At 58.1% G+C, this 15,096-nt stretch carries 16 protein-coding genes; 1 reads left to right on the top strand and 15 read right to left on the bottom strand.

Annotated elements, in window-relative coordinates; all coding sequences use genetic code 11:
- The coding region (locus tag VL197_05930; GenBank protein HUJ17514.1) for an outer membrane beta-barrel protein at positions 1 to 880 on the bottom strand (880 nt) is incomplete at its 3' end.
- 401 nt (positions 881 to 1,281) lie between these two features.
- On the opposite strand from VL197_05930, the gene VL197_05925 reads away from it, so the two are divergent.
- A complete protein-coding gene (locus VL197_05925; GenBank protein ID HUJ17513.1) occupies positions 1,282 to 1,869 on the top strand; it encodes a DUF4337 domain-containing protein in 588 nt (195 codons plus the stop codon).
- 492 nt (positions 1,870 to 2,361) lie between these two features.
- Here VL197_05925 and VL197_05920 read toward each other — a convergent pair whose 3' ends face one another.
- The 14 genes from VL197_05920 to VL197_05855 form a co-directional block, all read right to left on the bottom strand.
- Positions 2,362 to 2,535 (bottom strand): hypothetical protein, encoded by a 174-nt coding sequence (locus VL197_05920; GenBank protein HUJ17512.1) that lies wholly within the window; start codon positions 2,533 to 2,535, stop codon positions 2,362 to 2,364.
- Positions 2,536 to 2,703: 168 nt separating this feature from the next.
- Positions 2,704 to 3,768, bottom strand: coding sequence for a molybdopterin-binding protein (locus VL197_05915; GenBank protein ID HUJ17511.1), 1,065 nt, complete (start codon positions 3,766 to 3,768; stop codon positions 2,704 to 2,706).
- Positions 3,761 to 4,105, bottom strand: a complete 345-nt coding sequence (locus VL197_05910; protein ID HUJ17510.1) for a winged helix-turn-helix domain-containing protein — start codon at positions 4,103 to 4,105, stop codon at positions 3,761 to 3,763. Before VL197_05910 ends, VL197_05915 begins: the two co-directional genes overlap by 8 nt.
- Before the next feature lie 4 nt (positions 4,106 to 4,109).
- Positions 4,110 to 4,733: an FmdE family protein gene (locus tag VL197_05905; protein ID HUJ17509.1), complete on the bottom strand. Its 624-nt coding sequence runs from the start codon at positions 4,731 to 4,733 to the stop codon at positions 4,110 to 4,112.
- Between the two features lie 26 nt (positions 4,734 to 4,759).
- Positions 4,760 to 5,686 (bottom strand): formate dehydrogenase accessory protein FdhE, encoded by a 927-nt coding sequence (fdhE, locus tag VL197_05900; protein ID HUJ17508.1) that lies wholly within the window; start codon positions 5,684 to 5,686, stop codon positions 4,760 to 4,762.
- Positions 5,683 to 6,315, bottom strand: a complete 633-nt coding sequence (locus VL197_05895; protein ID HUJ17507.1) for a formate dehydrogenase subunit gamma — start codon at positions 6,313 to 6,315, stop codon at positions 5,683 to 5,685. Before VL197_05895 ends, fdhE begins: the two co-directional genes overlap by 4 nt.
- Entirely contained in the window at positions 6,305 to 7,186 is an 882-nt protein-coding gene (gene fdxH, locus VL197_05890) for a formate dehydrogenase subunit beta (GenBank protein HUJ17506.1), read from the bottom strand. The genes VL197_05895 and fdxH overlap by 11 nt, the downstream gene beginning before the upstream one ends.
- 10 nt (positions 7,187 to 7,196) lie before the next feature.
- Positions 7,197 to 10,253, bottom strand: a complete 3,057-nt coding sequence (fdnG, locus tag VL197_05885) for a formate dehydrogenase-N subunit alpha (protein HUJ17505.1) — start codon at positions 10,251 to 10,253, stop codon at positions 7,197 to 7,199.
- A gap of 249 nt (positions 10,254 to 10,502) precedes the next feature.
- Positions 10,503 to 10,715, bottom strand: a complete 213-nt coding sequence (locus tag VL197_05880) for a hypothetical protein (GenBank protein HUJ17504.1) — start codon at positions 10,713 to 10,715, stop codon at positions 10,503 to 10,505.
- 16 nt (positions 10,716 to 10,731) lie between these two features.
- Positions 10,732 to 11,259: a hypothetical protein gene (locus tag VL197_05875; GenBank protein HUJ17503.1), complete on the bottom strand. Its 528-nt coding sequence runs from the start codon at positions 11,257 to 11,259 to the stop codon at positions 10,732 to 10,734.
- Between the two features lie 65 nt (positions 11,260 to 11,324).
- Positions 11,325 to 12,158, bottom strand: coding sequence for an alpha/beta fold hydrolase (locus VL197_05870; GenBank protein ID HUJ17502.1), 834 nt, complete (start codon positions 12,156 to 12,158; stop codon positions 11,325 to 11,327).
- Positions 12,159 to 12,196: 38 nt separating this feature from the next.
- Positions 12,197 to 12,520, bottom strand: coding sequence for a c(7)-type cytochrome triheme domain-containing protein (locus tag VL197_05865; protein ID HUJ17501.1), 324 nt, complete (start codon positions 12,518 to 12,520; stop codon positions 12,197 to 12,199).
- A gap of 248 nt (positions 12,521 to 12,768) precedes the next feature.
- Positions 12,769 to 13,341 carry an NADH-quinone oxidoreductase subunit B family protein gene (locus tag VL197_05860; GenBank protein ID HUJ17500.1) on the bottom strand — a complete coding sequence of 191 codons (573 nt, stop codon included), beginning with the start codon at positions 13,339 to 13,341 and terminating at the stop codon, positions 12,769 to 12,771.
- Positions 13,342 to 13,452: 111 nt separating this feature from the next.
- Entirely contained in the window at positions 13,453 to 15,024 is a 1,572-nt protein-coding gene (locus VL197_05855) for an NADH-quinone oxidoreductase subunit C (protein HUJ17499.1), read from the bottom strand.
- Positions 15,025 to 15,096: the final 72 nt, after the last annotated feature.

Genomic DNA, 15,096 nt, shown 5'->3' with positions numbered 1-15,096 from the left:
GCTCCCTGCCGTTGTCCGTGTTCAGGATGAGGGAGAGCTTCTTCATGGGTTTCACCGTTGCCACCAGATCGAGCAGACTTCGCTTGTTGCTGCTGCTGGAGCCGACGGTAGGCGCTCCCGGACCGTTCGCATCCTGCTCCGGCCCCGTCATTCCGTTCACGAGCAGCGAGAACATCTCTGCCGGGGCATAGCCAACGCTCACGCCGTAGCTCTTTCCGCGGTTGTTGTCAGTGGCGTTGTCCCAGCCGTTGACAACGTAGACCGCGGCATTCAGCGAATCGGTGAAAGCGTAGCCCGCCTTAAGACCCGTGTGCGTGAAGGGAATGGCGTAGTTGAACAGGAACGAGCGCGAGTAGTTCGGGTTGTCGATCGCTTCGATCACTTCGGCGCCGAAGAAGGTCGCCATCTTCCCGAAGTCCAGCCGCAGCCCCTTGCCCACCGGCGCGACATAGCTCACATATGCCTCGGTCACGTCAAAGGATTCTCCCGCTGAGCCCATTCCCGCCGCATGGATGAGCTTTGCCGTCTCTCCGGCGGAGAACTTCACCTTGTAGCCGATGTTGCCTACCGCCGGGTCCTTCGCGAAAACGATCTGCGCCAGGTCCAGCATGAAGCTGTTCGCCTTGTGATCGAAAATCCTGAGGTCGTTCTGTTCGCCCTTCGCCGTATCATCGAAGGGACCGCTGTCGCTTGCATTGCCGTTGTAGGTATATCCGCCCTGCAGATAAATGCTCAGGCCGAGTGCCTTCTTGAGGTCATCCGGGTTCAGGCCTGCCGACTTCGCGTCCTCGGCGAATGCCGGTGCTGCTACTGCTGCTGCCGCCACGCCGAGAAGCGCCAGGCAGAAATACAGAATGCCTTTCTTTGATGCTGTTTTCATGATTTCCCCCTCCTTATTTGATCTTCCACCCAGGATAGTTTGCCGCCAGAAAGCCTCCGGAGCCTTCTCTTCTCACTTGGATCAACGAGCTTGCATAGAGATATAGCAATGGCTGTGCCATTCCCTCAAAGGCAGTCAGCATCACCATAAGTTCATGATTTCATGGTCGCCTTTCATGCCCGCTGGCCCTGTACACGACTTGTGGAGAAATAACGTCGTCCCGCGTTTTAAGCAAATGCTTATATTCTGCACAGTATTCTCCCTGCTTGATTTTGCGGCTTGCATCTGATACGGTAGTGTCACCGGCAACCCCTTTTAAGAGTGTGCGGTTGAAAGTAATCTGTTCGAGCCCGGCTGATTCCTGGCCGGACAGGGCACCGGGCGGATGAGGAGGAAGAACAATGGCAGAGATCGAACTTCCGAAGCCCGATGAACTTAAGGAGCTCAGGGACAAGGCCTTCACGCGGCGGGTTGCCCTCACCACGGCGGTCTTCGCCGTACTCCTCGCCATCACGTCCCTGGGCGGGAACAACGCGATGAAGGAGATGCTGCTTTCTCAGCAGCAGGCCTCGGACCAGTGGGCTTTCTACCAATCCAAGAACATCCGGGAGCTCATCTACAGGACGAACAGCCTTCTCATGGAGGCCGAGCTCATTGAGCGGGGACCCTCCATGAAGCCTGAGGCCAGGAAGCGGTATGAAGCGCTGATGAATGAAATGCGGTCCGAACAGGCGAGATACCAGGAGGAGAAAAAAAAGATAGAAGAGGAGGCAAAGGAACTGGAAGGCCATCGCGACCGCAACCGCACCAAAGACCCCTACTTCGACTATGCCGAGGTCCTGCTCCAGATATCCATCGTCATGGCGTCCATAGCGATCCTTTCCCTGTCAGGTCCGCTCTACTATTTTGCGATCGCAAGCGCGTCGCTCGGAACGGCCTTCATGCTGAACGGGTATTTCCTGATCTTCCGGGTGCCGTTCTTTCATTGATCGGCAAGGGAGTGCTGGATACTTCATCAGCATATCCGGCAAACGCAGTGAGCAGGCCCCGATATTTGCCTGCAACCGATCCCGTAAAGTGCAGCCCTGCAACCCACGACTTTCCCGCTATGATACAACTGCACACAGCTATGACGGACAAGGCGGTCCACCTTTGACGCGCTTCGCGCGCGAAGAGGCGTTACGGACGTTCCAAAACCGGCGTAATCGCCCAGGAGTGGATGATATTGGCGCAGGTTAGGAATTAGTCGCGCTTGTGGCAGGAATGAGAAATGACAAGAGAAGATGAGAGGGTGCGTCTATTGCTTTTTCGAATGTACGGCATCCTTCAGGTCCGGCGCTTCCCGGACAGCTGGCGCAAACGCTTGACAAGGGGATCCGTGCTATCAGCAATTCCGTTCGGCATGGAAACTCACGCAGGATTTTTCAAATGGACAATCCTGCGTGATTGCGTTCCGGGAGCACTGGAGAATCGGTACAGCCTCAATCTTCCGCGATGATCGTTCCCATCATTCCCTCGTGGCCGTCTCCGCAGAAGAGATCACAATGAAATTCGTAGGTGCCGGCCTTGGGCGCCAGGATGGTAACTCTGTTGGCCTTTCCCGGTTCAATGGTGAGCCGAAGCCCCCCGAGGTCCGGGACCGTCTTCGCGCTCATTGCGGCTTTGCGGTAAACTGAAGCATGCAGATGAACCATACGTGGAGATCCAACAGATTTTCTATGTCTTGGACACTTTATCATTTACATCTTGATTTTTACCTCTGTTAGACACTGCAGCAATAAAACGGTACACGTTGTACGCTCATAGTGTAGCCTAAGCAGAGGCTATCCCAACTTCCCGAAGGGACATGCAGGGTACCTGCAGACGTCGCATTTCATGCAGAGTCCGCCGTGTCCAAGGGCCGCCACCTCGTTGCGTCCTATCCGGTCTCCGGCAAGCACACGGGGAAGGATAAGATCGAATATCGTGGTCTTTGCGTACATGCCGCAGGCCGGGATGCCGATGATGGGAACAGCTCCAAGATATGCGATAAGGAACATTGCACCGGGAAGGACCGCCGAACCATAGGTGATGTCCGTTGCGCCCAGTTCCCGGATCGCGAACCGCGTGACGTCATCAGGGTCCACGGACATGCCTCCCGTCGTGATCAGCAGGTCGGCCCCGGCTTTCAGCAGCTCCCGCAGCCTGTCCACGATGAACGCCTTATCATCCGGCGCATAATAGACGCCGACAATTTCCCCGCCGATATCCCCCATCTTCTTCGTAATGACCGGCGCGAAGGCGTCTTTGATTTTGCCGTTGTATACTTCATTCCCCGTTATCACGACGCCGGCCTTCGGCTTTCTGATTTCCCGTACCCGGATGATCTTTCCGGCCCTTTCCCCGATAGTGACCGCCGTATCCACGACAGCTTTCTTGACAACAAGAGGAATGGCCCTCGTCCCCGCGACGGTCTGGCCTTTTTTAACAAGCGTGTTTGTATGAAGCGTTGCAGCCATGACCTCGCCCAGCATGTTGAATGCAAGCAGCGCGTCACGATCTATCGCGAGGAGGCCGTCGCGCTCGGCAACGAGACTGATCTTGCCCTCCCTGGGCTCGCCTTTTATCGCGACCCCTTCTCCCCTGAGCGCAGCGGCGAGCGCATATGCCGCATCATTCTCGTGCATCTCGTCCCTGGCGACCTGAAGCACGTAGAGATGCTCCTTGCCGAGTCGCTGGAGATGACAGACATCTTCTTCGCGAATAAGGTGGCCTTTTTTGAAGGCGCGGCCCTTGAATTCACCCGGCCTGATCTCGGTTATATCGTGCGCGAGTACCGTGCCGACTGCCTGTGTCACCGGAATAGCTTTCATCGCCGAACCATTGGTTTCATGCGCATCGTCACACATGGGCGCCTCCCCCGAATATTGACCTGAATCTCGTATCAACGATCTCTTGTATGCCTTTTTCAAGCGCTTCGTACTTCTCGAGGAACTTTCGTGCGTCGTCTGTCAACGTTGCGCCACCGCCATTCCTGCCTCCTGTTTGCCGCTCGACAAGCTTCACCCCCAGGCGTTCTTCCATGGCCTTGATGTGGCCCCACGCCTTGCGGAAGGATATATCGACTTCCTTCGCAGCGCGGTTGATCGACCCGTGAGCGTCGATCGCTTCGAGCAGGAAGCGGCGTCCCCGTCCGAACACGGGTTCGCCGTCTACCTCGATCCATATCTTTGACCTGATATCCATACCGTTATGACTTTTTTGCATAGCGCACCGCCAAAAAATTATCTTTCACAGCATAATAGCCGCCCAGCGCACAGGGAGCACACAGGACCCTTCCATCCTTGCAGACTTCTCTCATATCCTGAACCTGTTCGCCGCAGGAGTCACACTGCACTCTTCGCATGGGCCTGCCCGGCATGTCCTCGGGACGCACGTCAACAGCAACCTCCATCATGTCGAAAAGTTCTGCGTCGGCCATGACCTTGTACGCCTCGAGTTGTCCCGCGTATTTGGTCTCAACGCCGGAGAAGTATTCCTTCGCTTTCTCCCGCGATTCCTCCCTGGCAGCAATCCTGATTGACTTGCCTGTTTTGAGATTCATGTATGTCGCCGCCATCTTGCCGTAGTCCATGAATTTCATGGTCCTGTGGCCGAGACTGCAACCGGTGACCGACTGGACTGCATCGGTCGCGCACCTGTCCATCTCCACGAATACGATAAGCTTCTTTCTGTCGGTCCCTTTTGGGTCGAGAATGCCGATCTCCCGGAGTCCAAGCATGGACATGCGCACGCCGAGTACCTGCCCCGGGCAAAGATGTCCATGCATCTTTACCGATTCCTGCAGAAGGGTTTCAAAATTCGACAGGGCCATACTTTCCTCCAATATTAACATCACTGTCAGTGCGGCTTCCCGGGGTGAAAATAAAGGTTTGGACCTCCGCGCGCCTTTCCCTCTTTGTCCATCAGCATGTCCAGTGCCAGGGTGGCCAGGTCGTCCGCCGTCGCTTCCATATGAGGGTCTTTTTCCAGGTACAACAGTTTCAGATAATAATTGCATTTGTCACAACTCTCGGTCTTGACTGCGACCTTCGAGCCTTCCAGAGTGTGGTAGTCGATTCCCTCGGTGGACTCGCAGATGCTGCACTTGAGCCGCACCATGTGCCACTGTGAGGAGCAAAGTGAGCAGGACAGGTAACGCAATCCCTGCTCCTGACCGTTGATGCGCACGATGCCAACGCCCGGGTGTGAACCGCACACCGGACACAAGCCGCCGTGTTCCAGCCTGCCGACGGCGTCCTCTTTCAACGAGGACGCCATGGCGACCCAGGAGACCTGCAGGCCGGCGGCTACGAACGGAAGCTCCTGAGGAGAAATATCAGACAGTTTTCCGGTCAGGATGTTATCCGCCATTCCTTCCAATACCGCTTCACTCATCTGCATCAGGCTGTTCACGCTATCTCGAGCAGCTGACGGAAGAGCAGCCCCGTGCATCTGTTTAAGGACCACGGTGAGCCCCTGTCGCCAGGCCGGGTCCCGTCGCCGGGATGCGGCATTCAAAGGCGGTATGCCGTGCTCGCGGCACCGCATCTGTTCTCCGGAATCTGGCAAAGACGGCGCGGGAAGTTTATCCAGGGCAACCTGCTGTGCATCCGCGAGCATTGCCAGAAAGTTCAGATAATCCCCAAGTGTGTGATTTCCTGACAGCAACCGAAGGCGCTCGGCGCGACGCTTAAATACATCGCGCTTCGGAAGAAAGAGGAACCGGATCTCTGCCGGGGGCGTTTCCAACTGGCCCGGCTCAAGGATGCGCGTCTCAGTGTTCATTTTCCTCCCCCGGTCATCTCCCGGTACCATGCAGGATGATGCTGCTTCGCCCAGGGCCGCCTGACGTAGCCGTACAACATGGCAGCGATACTCTCCTTCATCCAGATGGCGGCATAGATGTGGAAGATGATCAGGCCGATCATGATCGCCCCTGCCGCCGCGTGCAAGACTGAAGCGAAGCGGATCAGGCTGATCGGGAACAGGAACGAGAAATACGCGCGCCACATGACGATGCCCGTCAGGATGAGCAAGGCCATGCAGATGGACAACGCCCAAAACAGGAGTTTCTGGCCGCCGTTGAACTTGCCCGCTTCCGGCATGTTCCGGTCATCGCCGCCCACCAGATCGCGGACATGGTTCAGCCATTCCCAGTCAGCCGGATTCATGACATTCAGCTTGCGGTAATTGGCGTACTCGATGCCGAAAGAAATTACCATCAACACCCCGATGAAAGGATGCAGGATGCGCGTCCAGACGCCGCCTCCGAACAGCTGACTCAAGGGAAAGAAGGCGGGATGAAAAAACGAGAGCCCGGACAACGCCAGAAGAATAAAGGTTATTGCCGTGATCCAATGGTTCGCACGCTCTGATTGCGTATATCTGAGTATTTTTTTCGGGTCATTTTTCATCTTTGAACTCCTTCTCGATCTCGTCCGAGACCTCATTGGGACCCTTGGTTACATAATGAAGAGCAGCACCGAGCACACCCAGGCCGAGTGCCAGTGTGGCCAGCGGCTTGGCGCCATCTTTCCACAGGGAGACCATCGCACTGATAGAGGGGTTCCTGGGAAGACTGTTATAGATCTCCGGCCTGTCGGCGTGCTGGAGCACATACATGACATGGGTGCCTCCGACCCCTTGCGGGTTGTAGATCCCCGCCTTGTCAAACCCCCGGCTTTTGAGGTCAGTGATCCGTTCCTCGGCGTGATGGAGCATGTCATCCTTGGTACCGAACACGATCGCACCCGTGGGACAGGTCTTGACGCAGGCCGGCTCCAGCCCCACCGCCACCCGGTCGGAGCAAAGAGTGCACTTGTAGACCTTGCTGTCCTTTTTCGACAGGCGGGGGATGTTGAACGGGCAGCCGGTGATGCAGTAGCCGCAGCCGATGCAGTTCTCCTCGTGGAAATCCACGATGCCGTTGCTGTACTGCACGATGGCGCCCGGCGCAGGGCAGGCCTTGAGGCAGCCCGGATCGGCGCAGTGCATGCAGCCGTCCTTGCGGATCAGCCACTCCAGGCCGCGCTCGGTTTTCACTTCGCTGTAGCGCATCACGGTCCAGGAGTTCTCCGTGAGGTCCGCCGGGTTGTCATATACGCCGTGGTTCGTTCCAATGGCGTCGCGGGTGTCGTTCCACTCCATGCACGCCACCTGGCAGGCCTTGCAGCCGATGCATTTCGAGACGTCGATCAGCTTCACCACTTCCTGGGTTTGGCGCTGGCCAGGCGAAGGGGTGGTTGTGGCGGAACGACGGATGATATCAAGCGATTGAAGTGCCATACTCCACCTCCTATGCCTTTTCGATGTTGACGAGGAAGGATTTGAACTCCGGCGTCTGCACGTTGGCATCGCCCACGTACGGGGTCAGGGTGTTGGCGATGTAGCCGTTCTTGGCGACGCCTTTAAAGCCCCAGTGGATCGGGATGCCCACGTGATGCACGGTCTTGCCGTTCACCTGGAGCGGTATGATGCGTTTGGTCACCAACGCCTTCGCCTTGATGAAGCCGCGGTTGGACCACACCTTGACCCAGTCGCCGGCCTTGATGCCTTTTTCTTTGGCCAGTTCCTCGCCGATCTCCACGAACTGCTCGGGCTGCACGATGGATGAAAGCTTTGTGTGCTTGGTCCAGAAGTGGAAGTGCTCGGTCAGGCGGTACGTGGTGCCGGCATAAGGGAAATCCTTGCTCTTGCCGAAAGCATCAAAATCGTTCTTGAACACCCGCGCAGCCGGGTTGCTGACAACTTTGGGGTGAAGCGGATTGGTGTCTATAGGCGTCTCGAAGGGCTCGTAGTGCTCGGGGAACGGGCCTTCCGCCATCTTGTCCACGGCGAACAGCCGCGCCACTCCTTCGGGGTTCATGATGAAGGGGTTCATAGGATCGCCCGGCGGCACGTCCGGCTTGAAGTCAGGAACATCCACGCCGGTCCATGCGGCGCCGTTCCAGCCGATCAACTTGCGCTTCGGGTCCCACGGTTTTCCCGACGGATCGTTGGAAGCGCGGTTGTACAGGATGCGCCGGTTGGCAGGCCAGGAGAACGCCCAGTTGAGCGTGTTGCCCAGGCCGGAGGGATCGGAATTATCCCGCCGAGCCATCAGGTTGCCCTTCTCGGTCCAGGAGCCGGAGAATAGCCAGCACCCGCAGCTCGTGGTGCCGTCGTCCTTCAGCTGGCCGAACCCGTCCAGCTGCTGGCCTTTCTTCACCAGGACCTTGGTCTTGTCCTTGGGGTCGGTCACGTCCTCCAGCGCCTTGCCGCTATACTCCATCGCCAGTTCCTCAGGGGCCGGCTCAAGCGGGATCTTATGGTTCCAGGTAAGGTTCAGGATCGGGTCAGGGAACGCGCCGCCCTCCTTTTTGTACAGCTCGCGCAGCTTCAGAAAGATGCCGGCAACGATGTCGGCGTCGGGCCTGGCTTCTTCGGGCGGGTTGGCGCCCTTGTAGTGCCATTGCAGCCATCGGCCGCTGTTGGTGAGCGACCCGTTCTCCTCGGCGAAGCAGGTGGAGGGAAGACGGAAGACCTCGGTCTGGATCTTCGCGGGGTCCACGTCGTTGTGGTCGCCGTGGTTTTCCCAGAAGCATGAGGTTTCCGTGGCCAGGGGGTCGATCACGACCAGATATTTGAGCTTGGCCAGGGCCCCGCCGATTTTCGCTTTGTTGGGGAAGGCGGCGAGCGGGTTAAAGCCTTGGCAGAAGTAGCCGTTCAGCTTGCCCTGGTTCATTAGCTCGAACGTCTGGAGCACGTCGTATACCTTGTCCAGCTTGGGCAGCCAGTCGAAGCACCAGTTGTTCTTTTTCGTTGCGGCATCGCCGAACCAGGCCTTCATCAGGCTGACATGGAACTTGGTGTAGTTCTGCCAATAGGACAGCTGGCCGGGCCGCAGGGGCTTGAGCGCCCGCTTGTTGATGTATGCCTGGTAATCCGTCTCCTTGTCCCCCGGCAGGGTGAGGTAACCGGGCAGAAGGTTGGACAAAAGGCCCAGGTCGGTGAGGCCCTGGATATTGGAGTGGCCGCGCAAGGCGTTCATGCCGCCGCCTGCCATGCCTATGTTGCCCAGGAGGAGCTGCATCATGGCTGCGGTGCGGATCATCTGCGAACCGACGGAGTGCTGGGTCCAGCCCAGGGCGTACATGATGGTGAGCGTCCTGTCCGGCACAGACGTGGTGGCGACGATCTCGCAGACCTTGAGGAACGTGTCTTTGGGCGTACCGCAGATATTGCTCACCGCTTCCGGCGTGTACCGGGCATAGTGCTTCTTCAGCATTTGGAACACGCATCGGGGATGTTTCAGGGTGGGGTCTACCTTGGCAAAGCCGTCCTTCCCCATTTCGTACATCCAGCTGGTTTTTTCGTACAAGCGTTTGGCAGAGTCGTATCCGGAGAACAGGCCGTCATCGAAATTGAAGTCCTCGCGCACGATGAAACTTGCGTCCGTGTAGGCCTTGACGTATTCGTGCTGGATCTTGTCGGCAGAGAGCAGATAGTTGACCAGCCCTCCAAGGAAAGCGATGTCCGTGCCGGTGCGAAGCGGGGCATAGAGGTCCGCCACCGAGGCCGAACGGGTGAAGCGGGGATCGATCACGATGAGCGTGGCGTGATTATGCGCTTTAGCCTCGGTCACCCATTTGAATCCGCAGGGGTGGGCTTCGGCAGCGTTTCCACCCATGACGATGACGACATTGGCGTTCTTGATGTCAACCCAGTGGTTGGTCATCGCGCCGCGGCCGAACGTAGGGGCCAAACTGGCCACCGTGGGGCCGTGTCAAACTCGCGCCTGATTGTCGAATGCAAGGATGCCGGTGCTGCGGACCGCCTTGTGAGTGATGTAACCGGTTTCGTTGCTGGAAGCGGAGGCTGCAAGGAATCCCGTGGTCAGCCAGCGGTTGACCACGGCGCCGTCTGCGTTCTTTGCAATGAAGTTCTTGTCCCGGTCGTCTTTCATCAGCCGTGCGATCTTGGTAAACGCCTCGTCCCAGGAAATGCGTTTCCATTCATTCGTCCCGGGGGCGCGGTATTCCGGGTACTTGAGCCTGTTCGGACTGTGGACGAAATCCACCAGCCCCGCGCCCTTCGGGCAGAGGGTGCCGCGGTTCACCGGATGGTCGGGGTCGCCTTCGATGTGGAAGATGGACAGCTCGGCGTTTTTTGCCTTGTCCCCCATGCTGTGCATGATCAAGCCGCAGCTCACCGAACAGTAAGGACAGGTATTGCGGGTCTCGGTGCTGCGGGAGAGCTTGAACTCCCGCACTTCTGCCAGCGCATTATCCGGCGCAAAACCGAGCGCCGCAACACTGGAAGCCCCCAGTCCAGCTGCAGAAATCTTGAAAAACTGTCTTCGTGTTACCTGCATGTTTATCCCTCCCTGGCATGCTCAGATTGCAATATAATGCAGCCTTCGGTGTATTTGCCCATCTTGATCTGAATGTTCCGGGTGCCTGTCTGAATCGACGTACTATCCCCCTCAGCTGCGATTTCTCGCAAACCGTAGATTGTATAATTTTAGTCGTACAAGGAGTAAAGTCCGGACCAGGACGGAAATAGCCTATACTGCCGATGAAATCAGTATAGCAAAAGGAAAGTCAAGGGGGGCAGGGATGCATTATTTTTTCGTCAGCAGGAATTCAGCTACATACATGAGCAGCAGCACGAACCAGCCGCCGAGGATGACGAACTCCAGGGTCGCGCGGTAGGAAACGCCGAAGTTTTCCGTGGCCATGGTATAGACGTCCTCGAGGGTATCGAGCTTTTCCTTGATCTCGGTCTTCCCGCTGTCGAGAAGCGGAAAGGACCGGGGCGCCGGGAACGTCATCAAGGAAGCATCGCCGCGCTCAGGGATGCTGCTCCGGCACTTCGGGCGAGTGGTCAAAAGTATCTGACGCGAATGCCTGAATGCTGAACAGGACCAGCGAGACCAGGCCCCAGGCAAGGCCGACCACGACGCCGGCATCCACGATCCCCCGCCATGGCTGGGGCAGCAGCCGGACGAGGATGATCAGTACGATGATGCCCGCTGTGACCGAGAGAGAGGTGATCCGCCGCCTCTTCGGTGCGTGGAAGTAGGCCATGCAGAACAGCGGGGCGAGGACCGAATGCAGCAGCGTCGGGCGGGTGATGAGGTACCGGGCCCGCGCCGCTACGCGGGGAGAGAATGCCTGCTGGAAGGCGCGGTATCCCTCGGCATAGGCCATGAAGGCAAGGACCAGGATGAGGAACAGCCAGTGGCGCAGTTCCATCCGGGACGTCAAGGCCTCGACGGCAAGGGGCGTGAGCCGGTAAACAGCGCTGCCGAGAAGCAGGGCAACGCCGCCAACGCCCCACAAAGCCGCGAGCATTCCTCTGATGCGGGATGCGGTCATAGGAGAGAAGTGTACTGAAAAAAGCTGTTCACGTCAAGGATGAGCCGGAAGCAGCCGTTCCGTCATCACTGAGAAATTTCCGCGGGGACCACGGAACCCGTCGCGGTCATCCGGTCGAGGATCAGGCCCCACAGCTTTTCCCAGGTGCCCCAGTCGTGGCCGCCCTTAATGGCAAACACGTCCCCGGGAGGCAGGTATTCCGCCATCAGTTCCTGCCCTGCGGAGAACCGGTCCCGCTTCCCATAGCCGAGGTAGACCCGCGAAGCGCAGCCCCGGTTGCCGTCATCGCACTTCCCAATCCAGGCCTGGAAGCTGTTCTGACGGTCCCCGGCCTTCAACCACTGCCATATCTGCCTTTCCCAGCCTGCCGCCGTCTTATCCGAGGTATCGCCGGGCTCCCATTTCTGCAATCCGCCGGCGTCCCTGATCTCCTGGATCAGTTTCTTGTCGCCGAGGAACGGTCCCAGAAGCACGATGCCAGCGATGTCATCGGGATGCCGCAGCGCATAGGATATCGAGCCGTAGCCGCCGAGAGAGTTCCCGATCAGCCAGATGCTCTTGTAGCCCCTGGCCTTGGCCGGATCGATAACGTCCTCCTTGAGCCGGGTGAATATCGTGCCCTTTGCATAGTATCCGAGGTGGGCATAAACAGCGATCATGTCAGCCTCGATCTTTTTCGTGCGCACCGCCTGGACGAGGCCGTGCTTTTCGAAGGTCGTAATAGCGTCGCCGTTTCCGGGAAGAAAAACAAAGAGAAGCCGGTGGTCGCCGTCCGGCGCGTCGTAGCGGAGCGTATCGAGAGGAACCTTCGTTGCAGGATAGCACCCGAAGGCGAGGAGAAGGCACAGAAGCGGGGCAAATGATATGGATGCGATACGCGCGATCCTCATGCAGTTCATGGTCGCCGCTCCCGTGCAGGGTCAAAGGAATTTCGAGCTCATTTATGACATTTCGTGCAGTTCTTCGTATCCTTCACGTCGAAGGACTTCTGGCCGTTGTGGCATTTCCCGCAGAAGTCGCCCTTGGTCAGTTTGCTCATGTCCATCTTGTAGGACCCCTGGGTCATCTGGAACACCTGGTAATGGCAGCCCGTGCATTTCAGCCCTTTGGCGTTGACATGGTATTCATGACTGAAGACGACCGGCGCCGCTCCCTTCGGTTTGAAGGTCAGATCACCCCCCCCTACCTTTTCTGCAGCAGCGACGAAAGGCATGCACAGGCAGAACAGAACAGCAAGTCCAAGAGCAGATATTTTCTTCATTCTCAACCCCCTCTTCAGATTATGTCATAACCCGGACAGGCCGGAAACAAAAGGCGTCTCTCGCAGAGCATGCGGAGAACGCAGCGTTAAATCAAAACCTTCAAGTCTTGATTCTAACCCAAGATATTGATCCTTCCTCTGCGAGCCCTGCGACTCTGCAGGAAATTTTTTTGCCGTTATGAGATGAATTTGATTCATAACAACTAATCGCCTTTTATTATAACAAATTCGCCGGTCTCAGTGTCCGATTATTTGCTCCCCTCCCGGCTGTCGGTGCTTCCCGCGGCGTCTTTCATGACCCCTGGCGCTCCCCTGCCCTCGAGCGCTTTCAGGATGCCCTGCAGCAGAGCCGTCGGCGTCGGCGGGCACCCGGGAATGCATGCGTCCACGGGGATGACCTTGTTGACCGGGCCCAGCGACGCATAGCTCTCTCCGAACACGCCGCCCGTGCACCCGCAGTCTCCCACGGCGATGACGATCTTCGGAGTCGGCGTCGCGTTGTAGGTCCGCGTGAGCGCTATTTCCATGTTATGCGAGACCGGACCCGTGACGAGCAGCAGGTCGGCGAACCGGGGCGAAGCGGTGAAGTGGATGCCGAAGCGCTCGCAGTTGTAAATGGGGTTGTTGATGGCATGGATCTCGAGCTCGCAGCCGTTGCAGGAGCCGGGATCCACCTGGCGGATCGTGAGGCTTCGCTTGAAGCGCCTCCGGACGGCTTCCTCCAGTTGCACGCCGATCTTCTCGATCTCCGGATCAATGACGGCTGGGAGCGGCTCGGTGACGACGCCGGTGCGGAATATCTGTTTGAGAATGCGGATCATAAGACTCCAAACCGAACACAACGGTAACCACGGATGAACACGGATAGAACCGTTTAGTCTTGACCTGTGTTCATCTGTGTGCGCGAAGCGCCCGTGGTTACCATAATCGTTTTACAGGTCGTTCCCCGAGTACGACTGGTTGAAGCTCTTGTTGCACAGCGGGAAGTCGGGCACGATGTTCCCGTGGATGCACTGCTCCAGACCCAGCCAGTTTACGCTCGACGGGTCCCTGACCATGCAGCGGTTGATCTCCCCCTTCGGCCCTGACTGGACCCAGTACAGGATCTCCCCCCGCCAGCCCTCGACAGCCGAGAACCCTGCCCGGTCCGGAAGCGGCGTACCGGATGGGACCTCCGTGGCTCCGGCGGGCATGGACTTCAGGATCTCGCGGATGATCCGGATCGAGTCACGGACCTCTTCCACGCGGGCCCATGCCCGGGCATGCACATCGCCGGAGACAAGCACGGAGACTGCCACGCTGATGCGGTCGTAGGGAGGAAAGGGATTGTGGATGCGGCAGTCGAGGTTCAACCCGCTTGCCCTTGCCACGAAGCCCACCATGCCGAGGTCCCGCGCCTTTTCCGATGAGAGAACGCCGGTGTCCCTCACCCGGTCCTCGACGGAAGAATTTTCATCGTAGATCCGGACGAGGCGCTCGAACTCCGGTGCGAGCCAATCCATTTCGGAGAGAATGGCCTGAACGCCGTCCTCCCCGACATCAACGGACACGCCGCCGGGAACGATCCTGTCCATCATAAAGCGATGGCCAAAGAGCTTGAGGTTCGTGCGCAGGATCGCTTCCTTGATCCGCATGAAATGGTACCAGAGGATTGCGAAGGCGACGTCGTTGCAGATGGCGCCCAGATCACCGAGGTGGTTCGCTATGCGCTCCCGCTCGAGGAACAGCGCCCGGAGCCACAGCGCGCGGTCCGGAGGAGTACTCCCGGTCAGGGCCTCCACCGCCCGGCAGTACGCCAGAGCGTGCGCAACGGTAGTGTCGCCCGAAACCCTGCCGGCAAGGCGCGACGCATCGCGCCAGGAGAGGGACTCGAACCTTTTTTCGATCCCCTTATGCACATAGCCGAGCTTTTCCTCGAGGTTGAGGATATCCTCGCCCATGGCCTGGAACCGGAAATGCCCGGGCTCGATAATGCCGGCATGTACCGGGCCCACGGGAATTTCATAGACCCCCTCGCCCTCCGCCCGGACCCAGCGGTACTCTCCGTAGACCCTCGGCAGGCGCTGTGACGCGTCGAAGGACTTCCTGAGCGGCCAGGCGTCCTCCGGCCAGTCCTCGTGCTTGATCCAGGGCCTCATGTCAGGATGACCGATTGGCGTTACCCCCATGAGGCTTTTCATCTGTCGTTCGAACCGGTAGGCTGGGACAAATTTTTTCGTGAGGCTCGGAAAGGTTGGGTCATCAACCGGCGCGAAGGTCTTCACCAGGAGATATTCCGACTCCTTGCGAAAGCAGGCGAATACCCCGAACCCCCTCCCGAACGGGGTCTCGTCAGTCGCCCACTCTGCCGCGAGCAGCGCGTATTCCTTCTTGAGCGCCTTTGCCGCTTCCGCGAACCGGTTCCTCGGCACGAGAAAGGCGGCAACGGAGGAGGGCTGCTGGTCTTCAAGCAGCTTTGCCTCTTCGCCGAGTGCTTTTTGTATGGTTTCTTTCAGCCTGCCCATGTCAAACTCACTTCGAAACGTGATTCCTTGACACTGTGATAGCCTATGATTTCCACAGTAAGGTCATAGGTC

The sequence above is a fragment of the Nitrospirota bacterium genome (assembly GCA_035516965.1).
Classification (GTDB): Bacteria; Nitrospirota; UBA9217; order UBA9217; family UBA9217; genus MHEA01.
The sequence above is the reverse complement of the archived record's forward strand: the minus strand, read 5'-3'. Positions and strand labels throughout refer to the sequence as shown.

What these genes read in the sequence shown, in the direction of transcription:
- VL197_05875 (HUJ17503.1), bottom strand. Translation starts at nt 11,259, where the DNA reads ATGACCGCATCCCGCATCAGAGGAATGCTCGCGGCTTTGTGGGGCGTT.
- VL197_05865 (HUJ17501.1), bottom strand. Translation starts at nt 12,520, where the DNA reads ATGAAGAAAATATCTGCTCTTGGACTTGCTGTTCTGTTCTGCCTGTGC.
- VL197_05920 (HUJ17512.1), bottom strand. Translation starts at nt 2,535, where the DNA reads ATGAGCGCGAAGACGGTCCCGGACCTCGGGGGGCTTCGGCTCACCATT.
- fdxH (HUJ17506.1), bottom strand. Translation starts at nt 7,186, where the DNA reads ATGGCACTTCAATCGCTTGATATCATCCGTCGTTCCGCCACAACCACC.
- VL197_05905 (HUJ17509.1), bottom strand. Translation starts at nt 4,733, where the DNA reads ATGGCCCTGTCGAATTTTGAAACCCTTCTGCAGGAATCGGTAAAGATG.
- VL197_05910 (HUJ17510.1), bottom strand. Translation starts at nt 4,105, where the DNA reads ATGGATATCAGGTCAAAGATATGGATCGAGGTAGACGGCGAACCCGTG.
- VL197_05870 (HUJ17502.1), bottom strand. Translation starts at nt 12,158, where the DNA reads ATGAACTGCATGAGGATCGCGCGTATCGCATCCATATCATTTGCCCCG.
- fdhE (HUJ17508.1), bottom strand. Translation starts at nt 5,686, where the DNA reads ATGAACACTGAGACGCGCATCCTTGAGCCGGGCCAGTTGGAAACGCCC.
- VL197_05860 (HUJ17500.1), bottom strand. Translation starts at nt 13,341, where the DNA reads ATGATCCGCATTCTCAAACAGATATTCCGCACCGGCGTCGTCACCGAG.
- VL197_05855 (HUJ17499.1), bottom strand. Translation starts at nt 15,024, where the DNA reads ATGGGCAGGCTGAAAGAAACCATACAAAAAGCACTCGGCGAAGAGGCA.
- VL197_05925 (HUJ17513.1), top strand. Translation starts at nt 1,282, where the DNA reads ATGGCAGAGATCGAACTTCCGAAGCCCGATGAACTTAAGGAGCTCAGG.
- VL197_05895 (HUJ17507.1), bottom strand. Translation starts at nt 6,315, where the DNA reads ATGAAAAATGACCCGAAAAAAATACTCAGATATACGCAATCAGAGCGT.
- VL197_05915 (HUJ17511.1), bottom strand. Translation starts at nt 3,768, where the DNA reads ATGTGTGACGATGCGCATGAAACCAATGGTTCGGCGATGAAAGCTATT.